The organism is Flammeovirga sp. SubArs3, from assembly GCF_947387565.1.
In the GTDB taxonomy this organism is placed as follows: domain Bacteria; phylum Bacteroidota; class Bacteroidia; order Cytophagales; family Flammeovirgaceae; genus Flammeovirga; species Flammeovirga agarivorans.
Genome location: NZ_CANDOA010000003.1, coordinates 367,268 through 388,522, shown reverse-complemented (window position 1 = coordinate 388,522; position 21,255 = coordinate 367,268). Strand labels below are relative to the sequence as shown.

21 protein-coding genes are annotated in these 21,255 nt (G+C 33.2%); 7 read left to right on the top strand and 14 right to left on the bottom strand.

Going from position 1 to position 21,255, the window contains the following annotated elements; all coding sequences use genetic code 11:
- Positions 1-41 precede the first annotated feature (41 nt).
- Positions 42-671, bottom strand: a complete 630-nt coding sequence (scpB, locus tag QL232_RS10680; protein WP_348646736.1) for an SMC-Scp complex subunit ScpB — start codon at positions 669-671, stop codon at positions 42-44.
- Positions 672-735: 64 nt separating this feature from the next.
- Positions 736-1,113 carry a TraR/DksA C4-type zinc finger protein gene (locus tag QL232_RS10675; protein WP_168883139.1) on the bottom strand — a complete coding sequence of 126 codons (378 nt, stop codon included), beginning with the start codon at positions 1,111-1,113 and terminating at the stop codon, positions 736-738.
- Positions 1,114-1,480: 367 nt separating this feature from the next.
- On the opposite strand from QL232_RS10675, the gene QL232_RS10670 reads away from it, so the two are divergent.
- The 4 genes from QL232_RS10670 (at position 1,481) to purU (ending at position 5,724) form a co-directional block, all read left to right on the top strand.
- Positions 1,481-2,149, top strand: a complete 669-nt coding sequence (locus tag QL232_RS10670) for a DUF4178 domain-containing protein (protein WP_281614104.1) — start codon at positions 1,481-1,483, stop codon at positions 2,147-2,149.
- Between the two features lie 328 nt (positions 2,150-2,477).
- Complete coding sequence (lptB, locus tag QL232_RS10665) at positions 2,478-3,218, top strand: LPS export ABC transporter ATP-binding protein (RefSeq protein ID WP_168883137.1); 741 nt, start codon at positions 2,478-2,480, stop codon at positions 3,216-3,218.
- 121 nt (positions 3,219-3,339) lie between these two features.
- Positions 3,340-4,851 carry a GH3 auxin-responsive promoter family protein gene (locus tag QL232_RS10660; protein ID WP_168883136.1) on the top strand — a complete coding sequence of 504 codons (1,512 nt, stop codon included), beginning with the start codon at positions 3,340-3,342 and terminating at the stop codon, positions 4,849-4,851.
- A 15-nt stretch (positions 4,852-4,866) separates the two neighbouring features.
- A complete protein-coding gene (gene purU, locus QL232_RS10655; protein ID WP_281614103.1) occupies positions 4,867-5,724 on the top strand; it encodes a formyltetrahydrofolate deformylase in 858 nt (285 codons plus the stop codon).
- A 60-nt stretch (positions 5,725-5,784) separates the two neighbouring features.
- Here the strand turns inward: purU and greA are convergent, their stop codons facing one another.
- The 3 genes from greA to QL232_RS10640 all read right to left on the bottom strand — a co-directional run bounded on the left by greA (position 5,785) and on the right by QL232_RS10640 (position 7,562).
- A complete protein-coding gene (gene greA, locus QL232_RS10650; RefSeq protein ID WP_168883134.1) occupies positions 5,785-6,255 on the bottom strand; it encodes a transcription elongation factor GreA in 471 nt (156 codons plus the stop codon).
- A gap of 111 nt (positions 6,256-6,366) precedes the next feature.
- Positions 6,367-6,873: an NADH-quinone oxidoreductase subunit J gene (locus QL232_RS10645; RefSeq protein WP_281614102.1), complete on the bottom strand. Its 507-nt coding sequence runs from the start codon at positions 6,871-6,873 to the stop codon at positions 6,367-6,369.
- The gene (locus tag QL232_RS10640) at positions 6,873-7,562 is read right to left on the bottom strand and encodes a 4Fe-4S dicluster domain-containing protein (protein WP_168883132.1); all 690 of its coding nucleotides are present in this window, start codon (positions 7,560-7,562) and stop codon (positions 6,873-6,875) included. Before QL232_RS10640 ends, QL232_RS10645 begins: the two co-directional genes overlap by 1 nt.
- Positions 7,563-7,760: 198 nt before the next feature.
- Between QL232_RS10640 and QL232_RS10635 the strand changes: the two genes are divergently transcribed.
- The gene (locus tag QL232_RS10635; RefSeq protein ID WP_281614101.1) at positions 7,761-8,441 is read left to right on the top strand and encodes an arginine-tRNA-protein transferase; all 681 of its coding nucleotides are present in this window, start codon (positions 7,761-7,763) and stop codon (positions 8,439-8,441) included.
- Here QL232_RS10635 and lpxK read toward each other — a convergent pair.
- The 3 genes from lpxK to topA all read right to left on the bottom strand — a co-directional run bounded on the left by lpxK (position 8,409) and on the right by topA (position 13,435).
- Entirely contained in the window at positions 8,409-9,407 is a 999-nt protein-coding gene (gene lpxK / locus QL232_RS10630) for a tetraacyldisaccharide 4'-kinase (protein ID WP_281614100.1), read from the bottom strand. The two genes, QL232_RS10635 and lpxK, sit on opposite strands and share 33 nt — an antisense overlap.
- An 89-nt stretch (positions 9,408-9,496) precedes the next feature.
- The gene (gene sucC, locus QL232_RS10625; protein WP_281614099.1) at positions 9,497-10,687 is read right to left on the bottom strand and encodes an ADP-forming succinate--CoA ligase subunit beta; all 1,191 of its coding nucleotides are present in this window, start codon (positions 10,685-10,687) and stop codon (positions 9,497-9,499) included.
- 336 nt (positions 10,688-11,023) lie between these two features.
- Positions 11,024-13,435 carry a type I DNA topoisomerase gene (topA, locus tag QL232_RS10620; RefSeq protein ID WP_281614098.1) on the bottom strand — a complete coding sequence of 804 codons (2,412 nt, stop codon included), beginning with the start codon at positions 13,433-13,435 and terminating at the stop codon, positions 11,024-11,026.
- 428 nt (positions 13,436-13,863) lie between these two features.
- Between topA and QL232_RS10615 the strand changes: the two genes are divergently transcribed.
- Entirely contained in the window at positions 13,864-15,144 is a 1,281-nt protein-coding gene (locus QL232_RS10615; protein ID WP_168883460.1) for a citrate synthase, read from the top strand.
- 114 nt (positions 15,145-15,258) lie between these two features.
- Positions 15,259-16,644 (top strand): hypothetical protein, encoded by a 1,386-nt coding sequence (locus QL232_RS10610; protein WP_281614097.1) that lies wholly within the window; start codon positions 15,259-15,261, stop codon positions 16,642-16,644.
- Between the two features lie 51 nt (positions 16,645-16,695).
- Here QL232_RS10610 and QL232_RS10605 read toward each other — a convergent pair whose 3' ends face one another.
- The 6 genes from QL232_RS10605 to mdh form a co-directional block, all read right to left on the bottom strand.
- Positions 16,696-17,067 carry a DUF983 domain-containing protein gene (locus tag QL232_RS10605; protein ID WP_168883126.1) on the bottom strand — a complete coding sequence of 124 codons (372 nt, stop codon included), beginning with the start codon at positions 17,065-17,067 and terminating at the stop codon, positions 16,696-16,698.
- 3 nt (positions 17,068-17,070) lie between these two features.
- A complete protein-coding gene (locus tag QL232_RS10600; RefSeq protein WP_281614096.1) occupies positions 17,071-17,778 on the bottom strand; it encodes an ATP-binding cassette domain-containing protein in 708 nt (235 codons plus the stop codon).
- A gap of 6 nt (positions 17,779-17,784) precedes the next feature.
- On the bottom strand, positions 17,785-17,988 hold the full coding sequence (locus QL232_RS10595) for a fructose-6-phosphate aldolase (protein WP_168883124.1): 204 nt from the start codon (positions 17,986-17,988) through the stop codon (positions 17,785-17,787).
- A 95-nt stretch (positions 17,989-18,083) separates the two neighbouring features.
- On the bottom strand, positions 18,084-18,740 hold the full coding sequence (gene fsa, locus QL232_RS10590; RefSeq protein ID WP_168883123.1) for a fructose-6-phosphate aldolase: 657 nt from the start codon (positions 18,738-18,740) through the stop codon (positions 18,084-18,086).
- A 65-nt stretch (positions 18,741-18,805) separates the two neighbouring features.
- Entirely contained in the window at positions 18,806-20,143 is a 1,338-nt protein-coding gene (gene hemG / locus QL232_RS10585) for a protoporphyrinogen oxidase (RefSeq protein ID WP_281614095.1), read from the bottom strand.
- A gap of 164 nt (positions 20,144-20,307) precedes the next feature.
- Positions 20,308-21,240 (bottom strand): malate dehydrogenase, encoded by a 933-nt coding sequence (gene mdh / locus QL232_RS10580; protein WP_168883121.1) that lies wholly within the window; start codon positions 21,238-21,240, stop codon positions 20,308-20,310.
- Between the last annotated feature and the right edge of the window lie 15 nt (positions 21,241-21,255).

Below are 21,255 nucleotides of genomic sequence, written 5' to 3'. Positions count from 1 at the left end.
TAAAAAGGCTTATAGTTTTAATCCAACTATAAGCCTTTTTTTTATTGAGTAACTTCACTTTCTGTTACTTGTTCTGTTGAAGTATTTTGATCATCAGTTAATGATGGATCTAAGTCTTCTTCTTTAAATTCTTTTGGTGATGGTAAATCTTTCAGAGTATTAATCCCAAAATATTCAAGAAACCTATCTGTAGTTCCGTAAAGCATTGGTCGACCGATGGCGTCTGACTTCCCTTTCATCTTTATTAATTCTCTGGATAAAAGTTTCTTCATTGCATAATCACAACCTACTCCTCTAATCTTTTCAATCTCCCCTTTTGTGATTGGCTGACGGTAAGCAATAATAGACAAAGTTTCCAAAGCAGATTTTGATAGTCTTTTCTTTGACCTATTTTTTAACAAGGCATTGACTATCTTACTGTATTTCTGTTTAGTCATAAAACAATAACCATCTCCACTTTGAACTAATTCATACGAGTGGTTTTTATGACTGTACTTTCTTTTTAATGTATCAATTGCTTTTAATACATCTTCTTTGGATACAATCTCTTCTTCAACTCCTTCTTCTTTTATATCATCAAAAACCTGTATCATTTCATTAATACTAATTGGTTCGTCGGAGATGAAGATCATTGCTTCTATTGCACTTTGAATATTTGTTTGGTCCATCATAAAAAAATTTGACACTCGATATTACCTACCAAGTGTCATAAAAATACTTTTAAAAGAAGTAAAATTAATTTCTTTTCAATTTCGCTTCAATAGAATGTTGTGTATGTGGTACGGCTCTTAATCTATCTTTAGAAATAAGTTTTCCAGTATCTACACAAACCCCGTAAGTGCCATTTTTAATTCTGACTAACGCTTTTTCTAACTGCTGCTTGTATTTCATAGCTCGGGCAGCATAGTGGTTTAACTGTTCTTTCTCAAAAGCATCAGCACCATCTTCTAACGTTTTCCCTCCAGTGTGATTAGAGTCCTGACCACTTGATTCTTTTTTTATTGATTGCTTCAAGTGCTCGAGTTCTCTGTCTGTTTTATCTAGCTTTTGGCGTAATAGGTCTTCAAACTCTACTAACTCCTCAGCTGAATATCGTACTTGTTCAACTGCCATAATTCTAATGCGGTTAAGGTTAGTGATGATACAAAGTTAATAAAATTGAAATAGAAAAAATCATACCAAGCAAAGAAAGAACTAAAAATAAACTCAACAAACTGTTTTTAAGGGATAAAATTGTATAAATTGAATATTATTATTCCTTAATATTTCTATCTAAATGGCAGACGATATAAAAAAAATCATACAAGATAATTTATGGCCAGATATAAAAAAAACGGCTTCGAATGATAAATTTAAATATTACACTCAACATTTAACCCAAAATCAAATACATCAATTTGACTTTGAAGTTAAAAAATTCATAAGTACATACGATATAACAAGGAAGGGAATAATTGCATTTAATATATTTCATTTGTATATGGATTGGCCTTTCTCTACTCTGCTTATTGGAGGATCTATATATATGTTATATCATCAATCTCAAAGACTTAAGAATCTGCCTGATCTAATTTTCTCCAAAATTGGAGGAGTATTGCCTTATAAAAAGAACAATACTTACGAAAAGAATGATGATAACTATACCTATGACCCATCAAGAATTAATATTAATGATATTCAGATTGGTTTTCTTGTTGATTACAACCTCAACACCTACCACGCAGTAGATCACATACAGTACGTTCTTAATAAATCGCATAACGAAGAAAGAATACAATTAAATTCCGGTATTGATGAATTATATCTATTCAAGATTAAGAATACATCCAATCACTCTGTAAAAATTGGACAAAAGATAAATATCTATGCAATTTCTGACAGTCTAGATACTGACATCTTCTTAAACCAAAAACCTAAATCTATTCTGAGGTATAAAGAAAAATCCTATTTCAGAGATAAAGAAACCAGAGGAAGCATCTACTCTTTTAGAACAAATAAAACAGTATCGAAATTTGTGAAATGGGATTATTGGGATGAAGAAAGAACACACTTCTTAAGCATTATACAAAAGGATGTAAAAAACTTCAGTGCTTTTTATGGAAAGATAGTTTCAGATTCCGCTTTCTCTGAAATCTTGCCCAAGAAATAATTTTGGTATTTATATTTAAAATCAAAACAAAGGTCAATACTACTTTGTAGGGCTGATATTTGGGCTCAGAAATATAGTGTAGAACTAATTATTTTAATATCTTAAAATGATGGAGTATTTGATAAACAATCATACGCTATCAATCCAGCATTTATTGAGATTAAAAAGAAGGTGAGATTCTTTGTTTTACTAAAAATGAATGTTAAAAAAAGTTAGCTATCATTAAGTAGCTTCTACCCCCAAAAAAATATATTATTTTTGGGTTACTGTTGTTGAAATTAAACTATTTCATCAACTTTAGGAAAGAAAAAAATTATATAAAAAATATATGGTACTAAAGGCAGATAATTTAATCAAGCAGTACGGTAAACGTACAGTTGTAAATGATGTTTCTATTCAAGTTGAGCAAGGAGAAATTGTTGGTTTATTAGGACCGAACGGAGCAGGTAAAACTACTTGTTTCTATATGATCGTTGGTCTGATTAAGCCTAATAATGGAGAAATTCATCTTGATAGTGAAAATATCACAAGCCTTCCTATGTTTAAAAGAGCAAAAAAAGGTGTTGGATATTTAGCTCAGGAGCCTTCAGTATTTAGAGGATTAACAGTTGAAGAAAATATCATGCTTCCTTTAGAAATGGAAAAAATTTCTAAAGATGAGAAAAAGAAGCGTGTGGATGGATTATTAGAAGAATTCTCATTAACTCATGTTCGTGATAACCTTGGTATGTCATTATCAGGTGGTGAAAGAAGAAGAACTGAGATTGCTAGAACACTTGCTACTAACCCTAGTTTTGTACTATTAGATGAACCTTTCGCAGGTGTTGACCCTATTGCCGTTGAAGAAATCCAACGAATAGTATATAATTTAAAAAAGAAAAATATTGGTATTCTAATCACTGACCACAACGTAACAGAAACACTATCAATTACTGATAGAGTTTATATCTTACAAAGTGGAGTTGTATTCAGAGACGGTACACCAGAGCAATTGATCAATGATCCCGAAGTACGTAAAGCCTACTTTGGTGAATACGCTGAGTATAAAAAGAAAGATTTCTCTGAGTAAGAAATATAGATTAGAAAGGATGCTCAGAGATGAGTATCCTTTTTTTTATCTAGAAATTTTACTTTTCATGACCCAAACTGAATTCCAATTTTTTTAATAATCCTTTTATTGGTTTAGTGGTATGGAATTACTATCATCTGCCTTTAGTTGGTTTTCTAAGAGACGAATGCATCAAATTGAGTATTTCATGTCTCATCCAATTGAAGTGCAAGAAAATTTATTTAAAGATTTAGTATCCAGTGCAAAGAACACTGAGTATGGAAAAAGATATAATTTCTCATCCGTAAATAATATTTCTACTTTCAACAATTACGTTCCAGTTTCTACCTATGAAGATCTTTCCGATGATATCGAAAGAATGATGAAAGGTGAACAGAACATCCTTTGGCCAACGAAAATAAATCAATTTTCTAAATCCTCAGGTACTACAAATGCTAGAAGTAAGTTTATTCCAGTTTCGAAAGAAGCATTAGAAGATTGCCATTACAAAGCTGGTAAGGATCTTATGACACTTTATATCAACAATTACCCAAACACTAAAATGATGTTCGGTAAGAGTTTAGGTATTGGTGGATCCTATCAGAAAAGTAATTACAATGAAAATACAATCAGTGGTGATGTATCGGCAATTATCATGAAGAACCTTCCCTTTTGGGCGGAGTTTATGAGAGCACCGGAAATTGAAGTTGCTTTGATGGATGAGTGGGAAAGTAAGATTGAAAAAATTGCAGAAACTACTATTGATAAGAACATCACAAGTATAGCCGGTGTGCCCACTTGGACCTTAGTTCTTATTGAAAGAATTTTAGAGAAAACAGGCAAGAAAACTCTTCATGAGGTATGGCCTAATCTTGAAGTTTTCTTTCATGGTGCTGTTGCATTTGGCCCATATCGTAAGACATTTAAAAATCTCATTGGCAATCCAGAAATGAATTTTATGGATGTCTACAACGCTTCTGAAGGTTTCTTTGGAATTCAAGACACTACCAATGATGACGAAATGCTTTTACTATTGGATTATGGTGTTTTTTATGAGTTTATCCCAATGGATGAGTTCGGCAAAGAACAACCCAAAGTAGTTCAATTAGCAGATGTAGAAATTGGTAAAAACTATGCGATCGTCATCTCTACCAATGCAGGACTTTGGAGATATTTAATTGGAGATACAGTACGTTTTACTTCTAAGTTCCCTTACAGAATCAAAATCTCAGGTAGGACAAAACACTTTATCAATGCATTTGGAGAAGAAGTAGTTATTGAAAATGCAGAGGAAGCAATAAAGGCTGCTTGTCTTCAGACAGGTGCTGAAGTTCGGAATTTCACTGCAGCTCCCGTTTATTTGGAAAGTGGAAAAAAAGGCGGTCATGAATGGGCAATAGAATTTAAAATTCAACCAAATGATTCATCCGTTTTTATTCAAGTTCTTGATGATACTTTACGAAGTGTCAACTCAGATTATGATGCCAAACGTTATAAAGATATTGCACTAGTGGCTCCAAAAGTCCACTTTTTAGAGCAAAAATCTTTTTATAACTGGATGAAAGGAAGAGGAAAGTTGGGCGGTCAGAATAAAGTTCCTAGATTGGCAAATCATCGGGAGTATATTGATTCATTATTATCTTCCTTGAAATAATATAACAAACTAAACATGGCAAATACTGCAATTTTATTAATGCACTGCCCTGACCAAAAGGGTATCATTTCATATACAACACAATTTATCCATGAAAATCAGGGTAATATTGTTTATTTAGATCAGTACGTAGATAGAGAAGAAAATAGGTTTTATATGAGAATTGAATTCGACTTGGATTCGTTTCTAATTCCTAAAGAAAAAATTAAAGACTACTTTTCAACTCTATTGGCTCAAAAATATAATATGACTTTCAAGTTGTATTTTAGTGATCAAAAACCTAGAATGGCTCTTTTTGTGACTAAAATGTCTCACTGTTTATATGATATTTTATCAAGAGCTGACTCTGGAGAATTACAAGTTGATATCCCATTAATTGTCAGTAATCATGAAACTTTAAAAAAGGTAGCTGATAAATTTAATATCCCGTTTTACCACTTTGAAATGAACAAAGCAAACAAAGCGGAACAAGAGGAAAAGCAAATACAATTAATGGAAGAATTAAATATAGATTTCATAGTATTAGCAAGATACATGCAAATTTTATCTTCAGACTTTATTGAGCATTTCCCTGATAGAATTATCAATATACACCATTCTTTCTTACCTGCCTTTGTTGGAGCTAAACCATACCATGCCGCGCATGAAAGAGGTGTTAAGATCATTGGAGCTACTTCACATTATGTAACGTCAGACCTAGATGCAGGTCCAATTATTGAGCAAGACGTTGCTAAAGTTAGTCATAAAGACACTGTCAAAGAATTGATCAGGAAAGGTAAAGACTTAGAAAAGATTGTGTTATCCAGAGCGTTATACAAACATGTCAATCGTAAACTACTGACATATAAAAATAAGACAATCATTTTTGATTAATAAAAAAGGGAGTAGAACTTATAAATTCTACTCCCTTTTTATGTTATATCTATTATAAAATTATAGTGAGATGTCCATAATTTCAAATTTCATGATTCCTCTTGGTGTTTGAACTTCTGCGATATCCCCTAATTTTTTACCCATTAAACCTTGAGCGATAGGTGAATCTACAGAGATTTTGTTTTGTCTTACATTTGCCTCTTTTGCAGAAACCAAAGTATAAGTCATAGTTGTTCCGTTTGGAGCCTTGATAGTAACCTTTGATAAAATACCTACTTTTGAAGTATCAAGCTTTGACTCATCAATAACTCTAGCGTTTGCTACTAAATTAGTTAACTCAGCAATTTTGGCTTCTAAGTGACCTTGGGCATCTTTAGCTGCATCATATTCTGCGTTCTCACTTAAATCACCTTTATCTGTAGCTTCAGCAATTTGTCTTGCAATATCTGATCTTCCTTTAGTCTTTAATTCATTTAGTTCATCAGTCAATTTTTTTAGGCCTTCACTAGTATAAAATGTTGTCTTAGACATATTTATTAATTCTTTTATAAAATGAAAAACGATCCAATGCTTAAATTAGACCGTTGTCGTTGTCGATTCGAACTACAAATATAATTCGATCTTCTTAATATATGAAATATTTTAATTTTCTTCTAAGTTTTTAGGAGTTTTACCAGCCACAAAAACAGCACCTATCAATACCACCAACAACAAGATAGCTGTTAATTCAAATCCGAAAATATACTTGGTCATAAACTCAACACCTAGAGCTTCTACTACTGACCTATCAGGGATAGTGTAATCTTGATCAATGTTCTCTTGAAGAATTGCAAAGGTTAAAGTGCCAAAAGAGATTAACCCTAAAAACAATCCAGGTATGATCCTTTTCGAACCAATTGAAACACTATTGTCTTTTGTATTTTTTGTATACATCACTCCAAAAAGTAAGAGCACCAATACACCACCTATGTAGATCATTACTTGCGTAATAGCAAGGAAATCTGAAGCTGATAGGACAAATAATCCGGCTACACTTAACAATGACAACAATAGAAATGCTGCATTATGAATCACATTTTTTGAGATAAAAAGTGCTACACTTGTGATAAAAATGACAGCTATAAATAAGTAGAATAAAATTAACTCCATTATTTTTTAATTACTCTTGGTTTAAATTTCGGCTTAGCTGCTTTTTTTGCAGTTGTAGGTTCAGCCTTAGGCTCTTCAACAACTTTTTTAGCTGCTTCCATTTTAGCAGCTTTCTTTCTTTCTTGTTCTTTATTGAAAAGCTCTTTTTTCTCTGTCACTTCTTCCTCAGACATATTTGCGAAACCATAAGTAAGGCTTCTCATGTCTAATTCACTAAAATCATAAGATTTAGTCATAGTTAGACATTCTGTAGGACAAACGTAAGTACATAAACCGCAAAACATACATTTTGCCATATCTATATCAAACTTAGCAGCATAGATACGTCTTGGAGTACCATCAGATGTTTCTCCTATAACATCAGTACTTAGTATTGGATCGATTTCGATACAATCAACAGGGCAAATTTTTGCACATTTATCACATACAATACAATCATCAATTTCAAGATCCAGTTTATATCTTCCATTGTCTGGTACAGGAAGAACTTCTTCAGGATATTTTAAAGTAACGATTGAGTTTTCGTGATTAAAATATTTATCATCAGAAGCAGTAGTATCATCTCTTCTCTGATTTTTTAATGAATCTTTTAAGTGATCCATTGATAGCTTTAATCCATGAAGTGATGTTTTGACTGCTTCAGATATATTTCCAAAGTATGTACTATTTGCTCCTTTTTTTTGGTCCATTCGCAAATCTTAATCTAGTTTGTTACAAAGTTATTAATTCTATAGTTATATATTAGCTATTTTTGATAAAATTGTCTTGAATCTTCAATTTCCTAATAAAACTAATCATTCTTGTTTTTGTTATATAAAGCAGTAATTAATTAATAAGAGAATATATTTTTGATTTGTATATTCATAATCACACTTTTAAGAAATTATATGAGCATCATACTCGAAGAATTTACAAAATCTTGGGTCTCTCCATCACAATATGATTATTTATTAGAAAATGGATGGAGACATTTTGGTGAGAATTTTTTTAGATATAACATAAACATATATAACAATGAAATTTGTAATGTTCTTCCTCTTAGAGTTAGAATTGAAAATTTTCATTTAACGAAATCGCAACGTAAAATATTAAGACGTAATAAAAATTTCAATTACAAAATTCAGAAGGTAACCATAGATGAAGAAGCAGAACAATTGTTTTCTATTCATAAAGAAAAATTCGTAGACAATGTCCCGAATTCAATTTTTGATTTCTTGTCAGAAAAGAACCCTACTAATGTACCTACATCTGTTTATGAGATAAGAATTACTGATCAAGAAAAAACGATTGCAATAAGTTACTTTGCTATTGGTGCTGAGGCAATTTCTTCCATTTATGGAATGTTTCATCCAGATTATGCAAAATATAGCCTAGGTATTCTCACTATGTTATTAGAAATAAAATTCACTAAAAGTAACAACCTATTATTTTATTATCATGGCTATTGTTATGACGTCCCTTCCTTTTATGACTACAAAAAGAAATTTTCTAATCTAGAATATTATCAATGGGATAATAATAAATGGGAACCCTATTTAGTTGAGCAAGGAGTTAATACAATGAAATAATTCATCTTCTTGATCGAATAAAACCTTTGGTAAGATAGGCATCACAATAAATTTCAATTCTGATTTTGTTGTGATGTCTTTTAATTTTACTGCATCTTTTTCTGTGATCACAACTGTTGAACCTTTAGGTAACTCATTCTCGATTCTCTCTATTGTTTTCTCAGTAAATGAATAATGGTCTCTGAATTTATGATGCTTACTAATACTTGAATATTTTTCAACTTCTCTAATAAGTGGGTTTGGATTTGCAATACTCGTCAATAAAATCACTTCATCCGGCAAATTTACTTTCTTCTGATTATGTAGACTGTATGGTTCACCATAATAGATTGAAGTAAAGAAAACATTCCCTTTGGAGTATTTCTTTGATTGAGAAATAAACTCTTCTCTATTAGATTGATCAAAACTCTCCTCATCTACCTTAGTGAAAATGATGATCTGAGCTCTTTCTGCACCTTCTCTTCTTTCCCTTAATCTTCCATAAGGAAGAACATGATCTTGAAAAAATGGCTTACTAGAATCAGAGAGCATAATATTCACATTTCTTCCTATTGCCCTATGTTGGTAGGCATCATCAAGAATAATTAATTCTGTGTTTTCAAAAAAGGGAACACCCATTACTCTTTGTTCAGAAACTACAACTTCAACATCATCGTATTTGGAATGATATTGCATCGGCTCATCTCCAATTTCTTTTGCAGTAGAGCTCTCATGGGCTCTTATGGGTCCTTTCGTTTTACGGCCATAACCACGACTCAGGACTCCTACTTTTTTATTTTCTGAATAATACTGAATTAGAAACTCTACAAAAGGTGTTTTACCAGTACCTCCTACAGATAAATTTCCAACAGAAATAATTGGCAAATCAAAATTGAATGTTTTTGATGCATTATTATCATAAGACTTATTTCTTTGATAAGTTATGGCATCATATATCACAGATAAGGGTTTCAATAAAAAATTCATACTCAAAAATAAAAAAAGCAGCTGAGTAATTATTACTACTCAACTGCTTTAATAAAAATTCACAAGAAGTGAACCTAGTATATTTTAAATTAAGCTAATGCAGTCTTTACTTTTTCAGCAGCCTCAGACAATGTAATTGCAGATACTACTTTAAGACCAGACTCATCGATAATTTTTGCTCCTTCTTCAGCATTAGTACCTTGAAGACGTACAATAATTGGCACATTGATATCACCAATGTTTTTGTAAGCTTCAACAACACCGTTTGCAACTCTATCACAACGTACGATACCACCAAATACATTGATAAGGATAGCTTTTACGTTAGGATCTTTAAGGATGATACGGAAGCCAGCTTCAACTGTAGTAGCGTTTGCTCCACCTCCAACGTCAAGGAAGTTAGCAGGATCACCACCTGAAAGCTTAATCATATCCATAGTTGCCATTGCTAGACCAGCTCCGTTTACCATACAGCCTACGTTACCGTCTAATTTTACATAGTTCAAACCAGATTCACCAGCTTCAACTTCTGTAGGATCTTCCTCAGTTACGTCACGCATTTCTGCAATGTTCTTATGACGGTATAAAGCGTTATCATCGATACCTACTTTAGCGTCAACAGCCATAACTTGATCATCTGAAGTTTTGAAAACAGGGTTGATTTCAAACATTTCAGAATCAGTATCAACGTAAGCATTGTAAAGAGCAGTAACGAATTTCACCATCTCTTTGAATGACTTACCTGAAGTTCCTAAGTTGAAAGCAATTCTTCTTGCTTGGAAACCTTGAATACCTACTGCTGGATCGATTTCTTCTTTGAAGATAAGTTCTGGAGTTTTCTCAGCAACTTCCTCAATGTCCATACCACCCTCAGTAGAGTACATGATCATATTTTTACCTGTAGCTCTGTTTAATAATACAGAGATATAGTATTCTTTAATTTCTGATTCACCTGGGTAGTAAACATCTTGTTGAATCATGATCTTGTTTACTTTCTTACCCTCAGGACCTGTTTGAGGAGTAACTAATTGCATTCCGATGATTTGCTCTGAAAGAGTTTTCACTTCGTCCATGCTCTTAGCAACTTTTACTCCACCGCCTTTACCACGGCCGCCTGCATGAATTTGAGCTTTTACAACCCAAAAGTTTGTTCCTGTTTCTTCAGTAAGTTTTTTTGCAGCTTCAACTGCTTGTTCTGGAGTGTCTGCTACATAACCTGCAGGAACTTTTACTCCGTACTCCTTAAGGATGCTTTTCGCTTGGTATTCGTGAATATTCATGATATTAGACCCGTTGGGCGCACAAGTTTGTTTTGTGTATTGCTACTTGATTATACTTTATGATTTACATCATTAAAGTTTGGTGTTACAATTCTAAATAAAATAAAACAAAAGTCAAATTTGCATACACGAATAAGCGATATTGAAATTTATACTTCAAAAAAAATCTCACGCTTAAAACATTGTAATAATACTGATAATCAACCAGTAAGCACATTTTAATACTAACAAATGTTCGAAATGCAGTTTTTTATGACTTTATTATTTTAACGAAGTTTTTTTTACAAAAAAGGTGATTTGAATACACAAATCACCTTTTTTAATTTTATCATTTGACTACTTTTTAGTTGTAGTCTTCTTCTTTGCTGTTGTTTTCTTAGCAGCAGTCTTTTTAGCTGGAGCTTTTTTAGCAGGTTCTTTCTTAGCTGCTGCTTTACCCTTAGCTTTAGGTGCTGGAGCTTCCTCTATGATTTTCTTAACTTCCTCATAAGTTAACTCTTCCGCTTTTTCTTTTAACTCTTTTGGAATTTTTACGTTTTGCTTACCGTATTTTATGTAAGCACCCCATCTACCATTTAGTAATTGTAGATCTTCCTCTTCCTCAAAAGTTTTAATTAATTTTTTGGCATCCGCTTCTCGTTTTGCCTTAATTAATTCGATAGCTGTTTCTAATTCAACTGTTTCTGGAGCGTATTCTTTCCCTAAAGAAACAAATTTACCATCATGTCTTATATATGGTCCAAAACGACCAATGGCAGCAACAACTACTTTATCTTCGAATTTACCAAGAGTTCTTGGCAGTTTGAATAATTCTAGAGCATCTTCAAGAGTAATCGATTCTAAATATTGCCCTTTTCTTAAAGAAGCAAATTTCTTCTCTTCATCTTCTTGATCTCCTATTTGAACAATAGGACCAAAACGACCTAATCTGGTAATGACTGGCTTACCTGTTTGAGGATCCGTTCCTAATACTCTCTCAGCGTGAGCTTCTGCTCTGTCTGCATTTTCTTCAGTTTCAATTACATTTTCATGGAATGGCTTGTAGAAAGTATTCAACATATTTTGCCACTCTAAATTACCATGTGCAATTTCATCGAATTGTTCTTCAACATTAGCTGTGAAAGAATAATCAACGACTTTAGGGAAATGCTTTACAAGAAAATCATTTACTACCATACCCATGTTTGTTGGGAATAGCTTACCTTTTTCAGAACCATAAGTTTCTGTCAATGATTTTTCTTGAATTTTATTATCAGCTAAAACAAGCTTTGTATAATTTCTTTCTTTACCATCTCTAGCTTCTTTTATCACATACTCTCTTCTCTGAATAGTAGAAATAGTAGGTGCATAAGTAGATGGTCTACCAATACCTTTTTCTTCCAAAGTTTTCACTAAACTAGCTTCGGTATACCTTGCAGGTGGTCTAGAGAATCTTTGTGTAGCATTGATTTCATTTAATGGCATTGCTTGATTCACATTCAAAGGAGGTAACATTCCTTTAGTTTCCTCATCTTCATCATGATCATCATCATTAGACTCAATATATGCTTTCAAGAAACCTTCAAACTTCACTACTTCTCCTCTAGCGACAAACTTTTCAGTGCGTTTAGCTGTAGTGATTTCAGCGGTAGTTCTTTCAAGTTTTGCATCAGCCATTTGAGAAGCAACAGCCCTTTTCCAAATAAGGTCATATAACCTAGCCTCACGGTTATCATCAAGCTTTAGTTTATGATTCTTAAAGTTTGTAGGTCTAATTGCCTCATGGGCTTCCTGAGCCCCTTTATTTGACGTTTTAAAATGACGCTCTTGAACAAAATCATTTCCATACACTCTAGCAATCTCCTCAGTTGCCGAAGCAATAGCCTCATTTGATAAGTTCAATGAGTCAGTACGCATATATGTTATATGACCAGCTTCGTACAATCGCTGAGCTAATGACATTGTTGAAGCAACCGAATACCCTAATTTTCTACTTGCTTCCTGTTGTAAGGTAGAAGTAGTAAATGGAGGCGCAGGAGTTTTCTTTCCTGGCTTTGTTTTTATAACTGAAATTGAAAAATCAGCTCCTACACAATCATTTAAAAATGATTCAGCATCTTCTTTAGAATTGAACTTTGTCGACAATTCTGCTTCAAGTGATTTTCCATTGCCTAAATCAAAACTTGCAACAACTTTAAAAAAGTCTTTTGCTTTAAAGGATTCGATTTCTCTTTCCCTTTCAACGACTAATCTTGCCGCTACACTTTGTACACGACCTGCAGAAAGTCCTCTTTGTATTTTTTTCCATAATACAGGAGATAATTCAAATCCTACCAATCGATCTAAGATACGTCTAGCCTGTTGGGCATTGACTAAATCATAATCAATAGTTCTTGGAGATTTGATTGCAGTTTGTATTGCTGTTTTAGTAATCTCTCTAAAAACAATACGCTTAGTCTCTTTATTTTCCAGCTTTAAGGTTTCTTGTAAGTGCCAAGAAATAGCTTCACCTTCACGGTCATCATCGGTAGCTAACCAAACTGTTTCAGCTTCCTTAGTTAATTTCTTTAGTTCTCTAATGACATCTTTCTTGTCGGGAGACACTTCATACTGTGGTGAGAAGTTATGTTCTACATCAATGGCATCATTACCTTTCTTAAGGTCTCTAACATGTCCGTAACTTGACCTTACTGTATATCCTTCTCCTAAATATTTTTCAATTGTCTTGGCTTTCGCAGGTGACTCGACAATTAATAAATTCTTTGTCATATATATTTAATCTCTATTCTATCGATCCAGAAACGTTTTTACGGGTATTTAAAATTATGGCATTATCTCCCGCGCGAAACAACTTATTACAAACTTCATGAAAGTTCAAAGAAAAAAACAACAAAAAAATAAAATCAGTGCATTTTCTTTCATTTTTATAATCTGCATCATTTTAATGAGTGACTTATATCATTTAAATGTAATTATTTGTTTTTCGTTGATAATTAAAGAATTTGTACCGTTAACACACTGAATTAAGGCCTTTTTTTTGTAAAAAAATTATTATTAAAATATATTTAGGCACTCAAACGAATATAAGGGACAATTTGAGACAATAATTTTACACGTGCGAACAAAATAATTAACATCAAATTATGCAAGAAGTAGAACTTGACCACAACAAACCTCAAACAAATTCAGAGAAAGACATGAGTGAAAAGACAGCGCAATTGACGTATGGCGGTAAATCATATGATTTACCAGTTTTGAAGGGTTCGGAAGATGAACTAGGTATAGATATCAGTAAGCTTAGAGCTCAAAGTGGTTTGATCACTTTAGACGTTGGTTTTAAGAACACAGGTTCTACTACTAGTGACGTTACATTCCTTGACGGAGAGAAGGGTATTTTAAGATATAGAGGCTATTCGATCGAAGATCTTTGTGAGCATTCTACATTCTCAGAAGTTGCATATTTACTTATCAATGGAGAACTACCTACAGCCCAAGAATTTGAAAAATTCAAAACAGACATTTCTCGCCACACATTAGTACACGAAAATGTAAGAAAGATTTTTGATGGTTTCCCTGCAGACGCACATCCTATGGGAGTTCTTTCTTCATTAGTTACATCATTGACAGCTTTCCATCCAGAATCTCTTGATCCAAACAGAGATCCTAAGATGGTTGACTTAACTATCCACAGATTAATCGCTAAATTACCAACATTAGCATCTTGGGTATATAAGAAAAGCATTGGTCATCCATTGATGTACCCAGAGAATAAATTAAGTTATTTAGAGAACTTCATGAAAATGATGTTCGGTTTACCAGTTGAGGACTATGAATTAGATCCAATCTTAGTAGACGCTCTAGATAAATTATTAATCTTACACGCTGACCACGAGCAAAACTGTTCAGCAGCTACGGTAAGAGTTGTAGGTTCTTCTCAAGCTTCATTATATGTTGCAGTTGCTGCAGGTATCAATGCACTTTGGGGACCTTTACATGGCGGTGCCAACCAAGCGGTTATCGAAATGTTAGAAGATATCCATGCTAACGGTGGTGACGTAGATAAGTTCATCGCGAAAGCAAAAGATCCTAACGATCCATTCCGTTTAATGGGCTTTGGTCACAGAGTATACAAAAACTTCGACCCTCGTGCTAAAATCATCAAGAAGCATGCAGATGCAGTACTTGAGAAATTAGGTATTAACGATCCACTATTAGAGATCGCTAAAGGTTTAGAAGAAAAAGCATTAAACGACGAGTACTTCCAAGCTAGAAAATTATACCCTAACGTAGACTTCTACTCAGGTATTATTTACAAAGCAATGGGCTTCCCTACTGAAATGTTTACAGTATTGTTTGCACTTGGTCGTCTTCCAGGTTGGATCGCACAATGGAAAGAATCTAGAGAGTTATCTCAACCAATTTCTCGTCCTCGTCAGATCTATACTGGTGAAACAGCAAGACCTTATCCTAAGAAATAATTTATTTTTTAGAGAAAATATAAAGAGAGCCATCAGAAATGATGGCTTTTTTTATGTATTTTTATTTCATCTATTATCAAGTTCTAGAATTCTATTCATCTTTATTACAATCCTATGAGAGGAATATATTTAGTTATATTCATTTTTCACACATTCCTACTTTATGGACAAGGAAACTATTATTGGCAACAACAACAAGGTGCAAATGGTAATTTACTTGGAGGTTCACTAGCCTCAGGAGCTACCGATAACAGTGCCATCTATTATAACCCTGGTGCATTAGCTTTTACTGAAACTCCAAACGTATCTTTTACTTCAGACTTAATTGGTTACACCATACTTAACATAAAAAATGGTGCAGGTGAAGGTGTTGACATTAAAGGCAATAGTTTGGAAACGAAGCCACAAATGGTAGCTGGTACGGCTTTTAAATACAATAAGCAAAAATTTAAAGTCACTTATGCCTTTATTAATCTTTTGAACTCAAAACATGAATTTGCAGTACAAAATTCTGGGAGTGTCAATGGATCCAATGTATTTTTTGAAGGATACTTTAATTACAAATCATTACTTAGGAATGATCGTTTTGCAATAGGAACAACTTACCGGTTAAGTGAAAAAATTGGTGTCGGGATTACTCATTTTCTTGATATTAAATCAGCACAGATTACTTCCAATGTAGATCAAACTTGGGCCAATGGAAATGGAGTTCAAGATACATTTTCTGATTTCACAAATTTACGTTTTAATCATGCTTCTCTTTTATGGAAAATAGGTATAGCATGGCATGTTAATCAAAACCTCAATCTTGGCTTTAACTTTGACACACCCGATATCCGAATCAAATTCCTTTCAAAATCTACGGCTAGAAAAATAAGAGAGAAAACATTAGATGATGGAAGTATTTCAAAAGAAATAAGCACACAAGACAAAGTATATTCCAACTACAAATTACCTTTTACAGCTGAGTTCAATATTGGATATACGATAAACAAAGTTGATTTATCTGGAAGAGTTGGAATTTTCAGTAAAGTGGACCGTTATGGAATGCTAGAGTTACAACCTGAAAGTTCTACTTTCTCTCCATTAGATCAATCTTTTAGTCAGTATTATAGTGCTAATAAAGTCATTTACAATGCTGCGGTCGGTGTAAAAAGTAGATTGATAAAAAGCATGAATTTCTTATCTGGTTTCAGGACAGATTTCAATATTGTAGATCAAAATCAAGTCAATCCACATGCTGAGAATGTGTTATCTTATGATTACTGGGACTTATACCATATTTCTGCAGGTATAGAATGGTTTGGCCCTCGGTTCAATATAATAGCTGGCTTAGTTACCGATTTAGGTTTTTCAAATGGAGATCCTCAATATGTAAATCTTACTCCTAGAGATTATAGTCAATTGAATGAGTTTCAAAGTAACACTGAATCTTCATTTGTTCAATTTAATTTAGTCTTCGGTATTACTTATCACTTTGTAGATAAAACTCAATTATAATTATGATGATAAACAAAAAGGGAGAGTAAGCTAATTACTCTCCCTTTTTGTTTATTTACTCTTATCGTAATCAATACCTCCAAAAAGATGTAGATAGATTGACCTTGAAAGCCTAAATACAAATGTCATTAAGACTACCATTGGGATTACTGCAGCTGCTATATATACCAAAGGATCACTTGAGTCTAAGAAAAAATATACAGCAAAAATTGTTATAAACATGATTGCCGTATTAATTCCATAGCTAACATACATAGCACCATAATAAAATCCTGTTTCAGGATTTAACGTAGTTCCACAATGTGGACATCTATCATTTATTTGGTGAAATTTAGGTGAGAGTGCCGAGTGTGTAAACATATCTCCTTGTCTACAACTTGGACATTTTTTTTCGATGATTGCAGAAAGTTTAGATTTACTCATATTTTATTTACCGAGTTCCAAACGTTGTTGTACCTGTTGCTTAGAAATATCTTTGATAATTCCTTTTTCACAGATCAGGGCGCGTTCAGGGTTTAACTTTAAAAATGAATGTTGATGTGTTGCCATAATCACACAAGTACCTTCTTCATTTATTTCTTTAAATAACTGAAGTATAGATCTAGATACTTTGGGATCTAAGTTACCTGTTGGTTCATCTGCAAGAATAAGCTTAGGACTATTTACTAATGCCCTAGCGATCGCTACTCTTTGCTGTTCACCTCCTGATAACTGATGAGGCATTTTTTCTTTAGTTAGTTTTGGTAGATGCACCTTTTCAAGTAATTCATCTACTTTATTTCTCATTTTCACTTCATTTTTCCAGCCTGTTGCTTTCATAACAAAGTGTAGGTTTTCTTCGACAGTTCTATCAGTTAGCAATTCAAAATCTTGAAATATAACACCAAGTGATCTTCTCAGAAATGGAACATCTTTATCACTTATTTCATTGACTTGAAATCCATTCACTTTTACTTTTCCAGAAGTAGGTAAAAGGTCAGCGTATAATAACTTCAATAATGATGATTTACCACTTCCTGTTGGGCCTAATAAGTACACAAATTCAGAAGATGCAACATCTATATTTACATCATTAAATATGATTGCTCCTTCAAAAGATATTTTGATATTTCTTAGGCTAACAACTTGATTCATTGAATATTAAATTTCTAATTTTTGAATTTTACCAAATTCTAAACTATCTATAACTTTTTTGAGGTCTTCTTCTTTTCCTTCAAGACCATATTTTTCAAGTTTAGTTAATGGTCGGTCTGCTCTAAAGTAAGCAATGAGAACAAAGTTATCATCGCGAAGTTGGATGTAATTAGGGATTTTTGCTTTCCCTTTTACTTTAATAATATACATAGAAAATTTTAAAATGTAATTCTCTTTATTATACTAAAAAATTGAGACAAGATAACTCACTACCTTGTCTCAACTTTCTAATACAGAATAATATTTTATTCTTCCATTTTCTTAGCATCAGCGATAAACTGTGCTAAACCTTTATCTGTTAAAGGATGGTTCATAAGCATCTTAATCGCTTTCAATGGACAAGTTGCCACATCAGCTCCAAGTTCTGCACATTGCATAATGTGAATAGGATGACGAACAGAAGCAGCTAATACTTGAGTACCAAACCCGTAGTTTTCAAAAATGTTTACGATATCTTCAACTAATTGCATACCATCAGTTGAGACATCATCTAATCTACCAATAAATGGAGAAACATAAGTAGCTCCAGCTTTTGCAGCTAAAAGTGCTTGACCAGCAGAGAAGATTAAAGTACAGTTTGTATCAATACCTTTGCTAGAAAAATATTTGATCGCTTTGATACCGTCTTCAATCATTGGAATCTTAACTACGATTTTAGAATCAATAGCAGCCAATTCCTCACCTTCTTTGATCATTTCTTCATAAGTAGTAGAAAGAACCTCAGCACTTACATCACTATCAACAATGTCACAGATTGCTTTATAATGAGCATGTACAGCTTCTTTTCCTTTTACACCTACTTTGGCCATTAAAGATGGGTTTGTTGTAACGCCATCTAATACACCTAGTGCATGAGCTTCCTTAATCTCATCTAAGTTGGCTGTATCAATAAAAAATTTCATGTCTATATAAGAGTTTAAGATTTGGACAAAAATATAGTTTTAAAAATAGAAATAGTACAATAATTCTATTTTTTTAATTCCTCAAATGATTTTGTAAGCTCTATTGCTTGGTCGATGCAATTCGGCACAGATATACCTCCTTTCCAATTGGCAGAGATAAACAACCCTTCAATTGGGTTATTTTCTAGAGAATCCCACAATTCCAATACTTCTTCAGTGTACTGAGGAATAGCCCTATTCCATTTATAATATTTTTGAAATACAGGCTCTCCGGAAACCTCTATAGTATTAGATAATTCATCATGTACGCTTGCCAAAACTTCTTTTTCAGAAAGTTCTGTTTTCTCTATATTCTGCATACCACCCACAAAAGTAGTAATCAGAATTTCATCACTATTGGTTCTGTTTGGGAAGATACTACTGGTCCATATACTACCAGAAGTAAATACATTTTCAACTTTTGGGTTTAAACCACCAAAACCTTGTGGAGCGTTTTGTGCATCACTCTTTTTATAAATTGAATGAACCACACACATTGGAGGTGCAGGAATATTTTCTAATTTCTGAGCTACATCTGGTAACATTTCTTTTAGGAAATTCGCTGTTCCTATTGCATTGGAAGCAATGACCACTTTATCAAATTGGAAAGTTTCTGTAGAAGTAACCACCTCAAAACCACTTTCAATTTTTGAGATGCTTTTCACTTCTTGAGAAGTTTTCACATCAACTTGTTCTGCAATTTTATTGGTAAAAACAGATAGACCATTTTTGAAACTATATGCTTTCCTACGCTCTGTAGAAGCTCCTTCAGCTTTAGAATTTTTTCGCTGATTTATCATTCCTTTAATGATAGAACCATAATCTTTTTCCGCTTCATAAAGGGCAGGAAACGCTGCTTTAATGACCAATTTTTTTGGATCACCTGCATATATTCCTGAAACAAATGGATCTAATGCGTAATCACAGATTTCTTTATTGAAACGTCTTAAAAAGAAGTCGTATAACGATTCAATTTTTTCGGTAGGTTTATTCCTTCTAAAAAACTCTGTGATAATTTTTAATTTAGCTGAAAAACTAAAGAAATGATTAGTAAAGAAATTATGTGGTCCAGAAGGAAGTATTTGGTATTTCCCTCCTTTTAAAACGAATCTATCCTTATTAGTATCTAATGCTTGGAGTAACTCTTCTCCTAACCCTAGTTCATTAATAAAATTAATATGCTGTGATGTTAGCAATAATGAATTGGGGCCATTCTCAAAAATCCTCCCATCAATTTTTTCAGTAGATATACATCCACCTACTTTTGATTGTTTCTCAAGAACAGTACAATTGTACCCTTTCTTATTCAGAAAATAAGCCGTTGTCAGACCTGATATCCCTCCTCCTATTATTCCTATATTCATCTATTAAAACGATAGATATTCGATGTAAAAAATTTAGATATCAAAGGTAGTTAAAAACTCTTTTTTTGATATACTTTTTACGCTAATCTTTTTAAATAAAAAAAGCCATTTCGTTTCCGAAATGGCTTTTTTATATGTTTTACAAAAGCTTTGTAAGCTATAGATTAAGCTTCAACGTTTAAAAGACCGTTAGTTTTCTTAACGCCTTCTGCTGAAGTATTTAATTTAGCTTGCTCATCTTCTGATAATTCAATCTCAACGATTTTCTCGATACCGTTTTTACCTAAGATTACAGGTACACCGATACAAAGATCATTTAAGCCATACTCTCCTTCTAATAGAGCAGAACATGGGAACATTTTCTTAGAATCTAAAGCGATTGCTTTAACTAATTCAGATACAGCTGCACCTGGAGCATACCAAGCTGAAGTACCTAATAGTTTAGTTAATGTAGCACCACCAACTTTAGTAGCTTCTACGATACCTGATTTTTGCTCTTCGCTTAAGAATTCTGATACAGGAACTGAGTTACGAGTAGCTTTTTCAATCAATGGCACCATACCTACGTCTGAGTGACCACCGATTACCATACCTGAAACATCTGATTGAGGACAACCGATAGCTTCAGCTAAACGATATTTGAAACGAGCACTATCTAAAGCACCACCCATACCGATGATACGGTTTTTAGGAAGACCAGTAGCTTTTGCTGCTAAGTAAGTCATTGTATCCATTGGGTTAGAAACAACAATGATGATTACTTCTGGAGAATGCTTAATTAAGTTTTCAGCTACAGTTTTAACGATATTCGCGTTTGTAGTGATTAGCTCCTCACGAGTCATACCTGGCTTACGTGGGATACCTGAAGTGATTACAGCAACATCTGAACCTGCAGTAGCTGCATAATCATTTGTCACACCTGTGATAGTTGAATCGAATCCATTTAAAGAAGCAGTTTGCATCAAGTCCATTGCTTTACCTTCTGCGAATCCTTCCTTGATGTCAACCAATACGATTTCGTCTGCGAAATCTTTAATAGCGATGTATTCTGCACAGCTCGCGCCTACTGCGCCTGCTCCTACGACTGTTACTTTCATTTGTGTTGTGCTAGT

What these genes read in the sequence shown, in the direction of transcription:
- scpB (WP_348646736.1), bottom strand. Translation starts at nt 671, where the DNA reads ATGATGGACCAAACAAATATTCAAAGTGCAATAGAAGCAATGATCTTC.
- lpxK (WP_281614100.1), bottom strand. Translation starts at nt 9,407, where the DNA reads ATGAATTTTTTATTGAAACCCTTATCTGTGATATATGATGCCATAACT.
- lptB (WP_168883137.1), top strand. Translation starts at nt 2,478, where the DNA reads ATGGTACTAAAGGCAGATAATTTAATCAAGCAGTACGGTAAACGTACA.
- fsa (WP_168883123.1), bottom strand. Translation starts at nt 18,740, where the DNA reads ATGAAATTTTTTATTGATACAGCCAACTTAGATGAGATTAAGGAAGCT.
- QL232_RS10605 (WP_168883126.1), bottom strand. Translation starts at nt 17,067, where the DNA reads ATGAGTAAATCTAAACTTTCTGCAATCATCGAAAAAAAATGTCCAAGT.
- QL232_RS10640 (WP_168883132.1), bottom strand. Translation starts at nt 7,562, where the DNA reads ATGGACCAAAAAAAAGGAGCAAATAGTACATACTTTGGAAATATATCT.
- hemG (WP_281614095.1), bottom strand. Translation starts at nt 20,143, where the DNA reads ATGAATATAGGAATAATAGGAGGAGGGATATCAGGTCTGACAACGGCT.
- QL232_RS10610 (WP_281614097.1), top strand. Translation starts at nt 15,259, where the DNA reads ATGAGAGGAATATATTTAGTTATATTCATTTTTCACACATTCCTACTT.
- purU (WP_281614103.1), top strand. Translation starts at nt 4,867, where the DNA reads ATGGCAAATACTGCAATTTTATTAATGCACTGCCCTGACCAAAAGGGT.
- greA (WP_168883134.1), bottom strand. Translation starts at nt 6,255, where the DNA reads ATGTCTAAGACAACATTTTATACTAGTGAAGGCCTAAAAAAATTGACT.
- QL232_RS10670 (WP_281614104.1), top strand. Translation starts at nt 1,481, where the DNA reads ATGGATTGGCCTTTCTCTACTCTGCTTATTGGAGGATCTATATATATG.
- sucC (WP_281614099.1), bottom strand. Translation starts at nt 10,687, where the DNA reads ATGAATATTCACGAATACCAAGCGAAAAGCATCCTTAAGGAGTACGGA.
- QL232_RS10645 (WP_281614102.1), bottom strand. Translation starts at nt 6,873, where the DNA reads ATGGAGTTAATTTTATTCTACTTATTTATAGCTGTCATTTTTATCACA.
- mdh (WP_168883121.1), bottom strand. Translation starts at nt 21,240, where the DNA reads ATGAAAGTAACAGTCGTAGGAGCAGGCGCAGTAGGCGCGAGCTGTGCA.
- QL232_RS10615 (WP_168883460.1), top strand. Translation starts at nt 13,864, where the DNA reads ATGAGTGAAAAGACAGCGCAATTGACGTATGGCGGTAAATCATATGAT.
- QL232_RS10595 (WP_168883124.1), bottom strand. Translation starts at nt 17,988, where the DNA reads ATGTATATTATTAAAGTAAAAGGGAAAGCAAAAATCCCTAATTACATC.
- QL232_RS10635 (WP_281614101.1), top strand. Translation starts at nt 7,761, where the DNA reads ATGAGCATCATACTCGAAGAATTTACAAAATCTTGGGTCTCTCCATCA.
- QL232_RS10600 (WP_281614096.1), bottom strand. Translation starts at nt 17,778, where the DNA reads ATGAATCAAGTTGTTAGCCTAAGAAATATCAAAATATCTTTTGAAGGA.
- QL232_RS10660 (WP_168883136.1), top strand. Translation starts at nt 3,340, where the DNA reads ATGGAATTACTATCATCTGCCTTTAGTTGGTTTTCTAAGAGACGAATG.
- QL232_RS10675 (WP_168883139.1), bottom strand. Translation starts at nt 1,113, where the DNA reads ATGGCAGTTGAACAAGTACGATATTCAGCTGAGGAGTTAGTAGAGTTT.
- topA (WP_281614098.1), bottom strand. Translation starts at nt 13,435, where the DNA reads ATGACAAAGAATTTATTAATTGTCGAGTCACCTGCGAAAGCCAAGACA.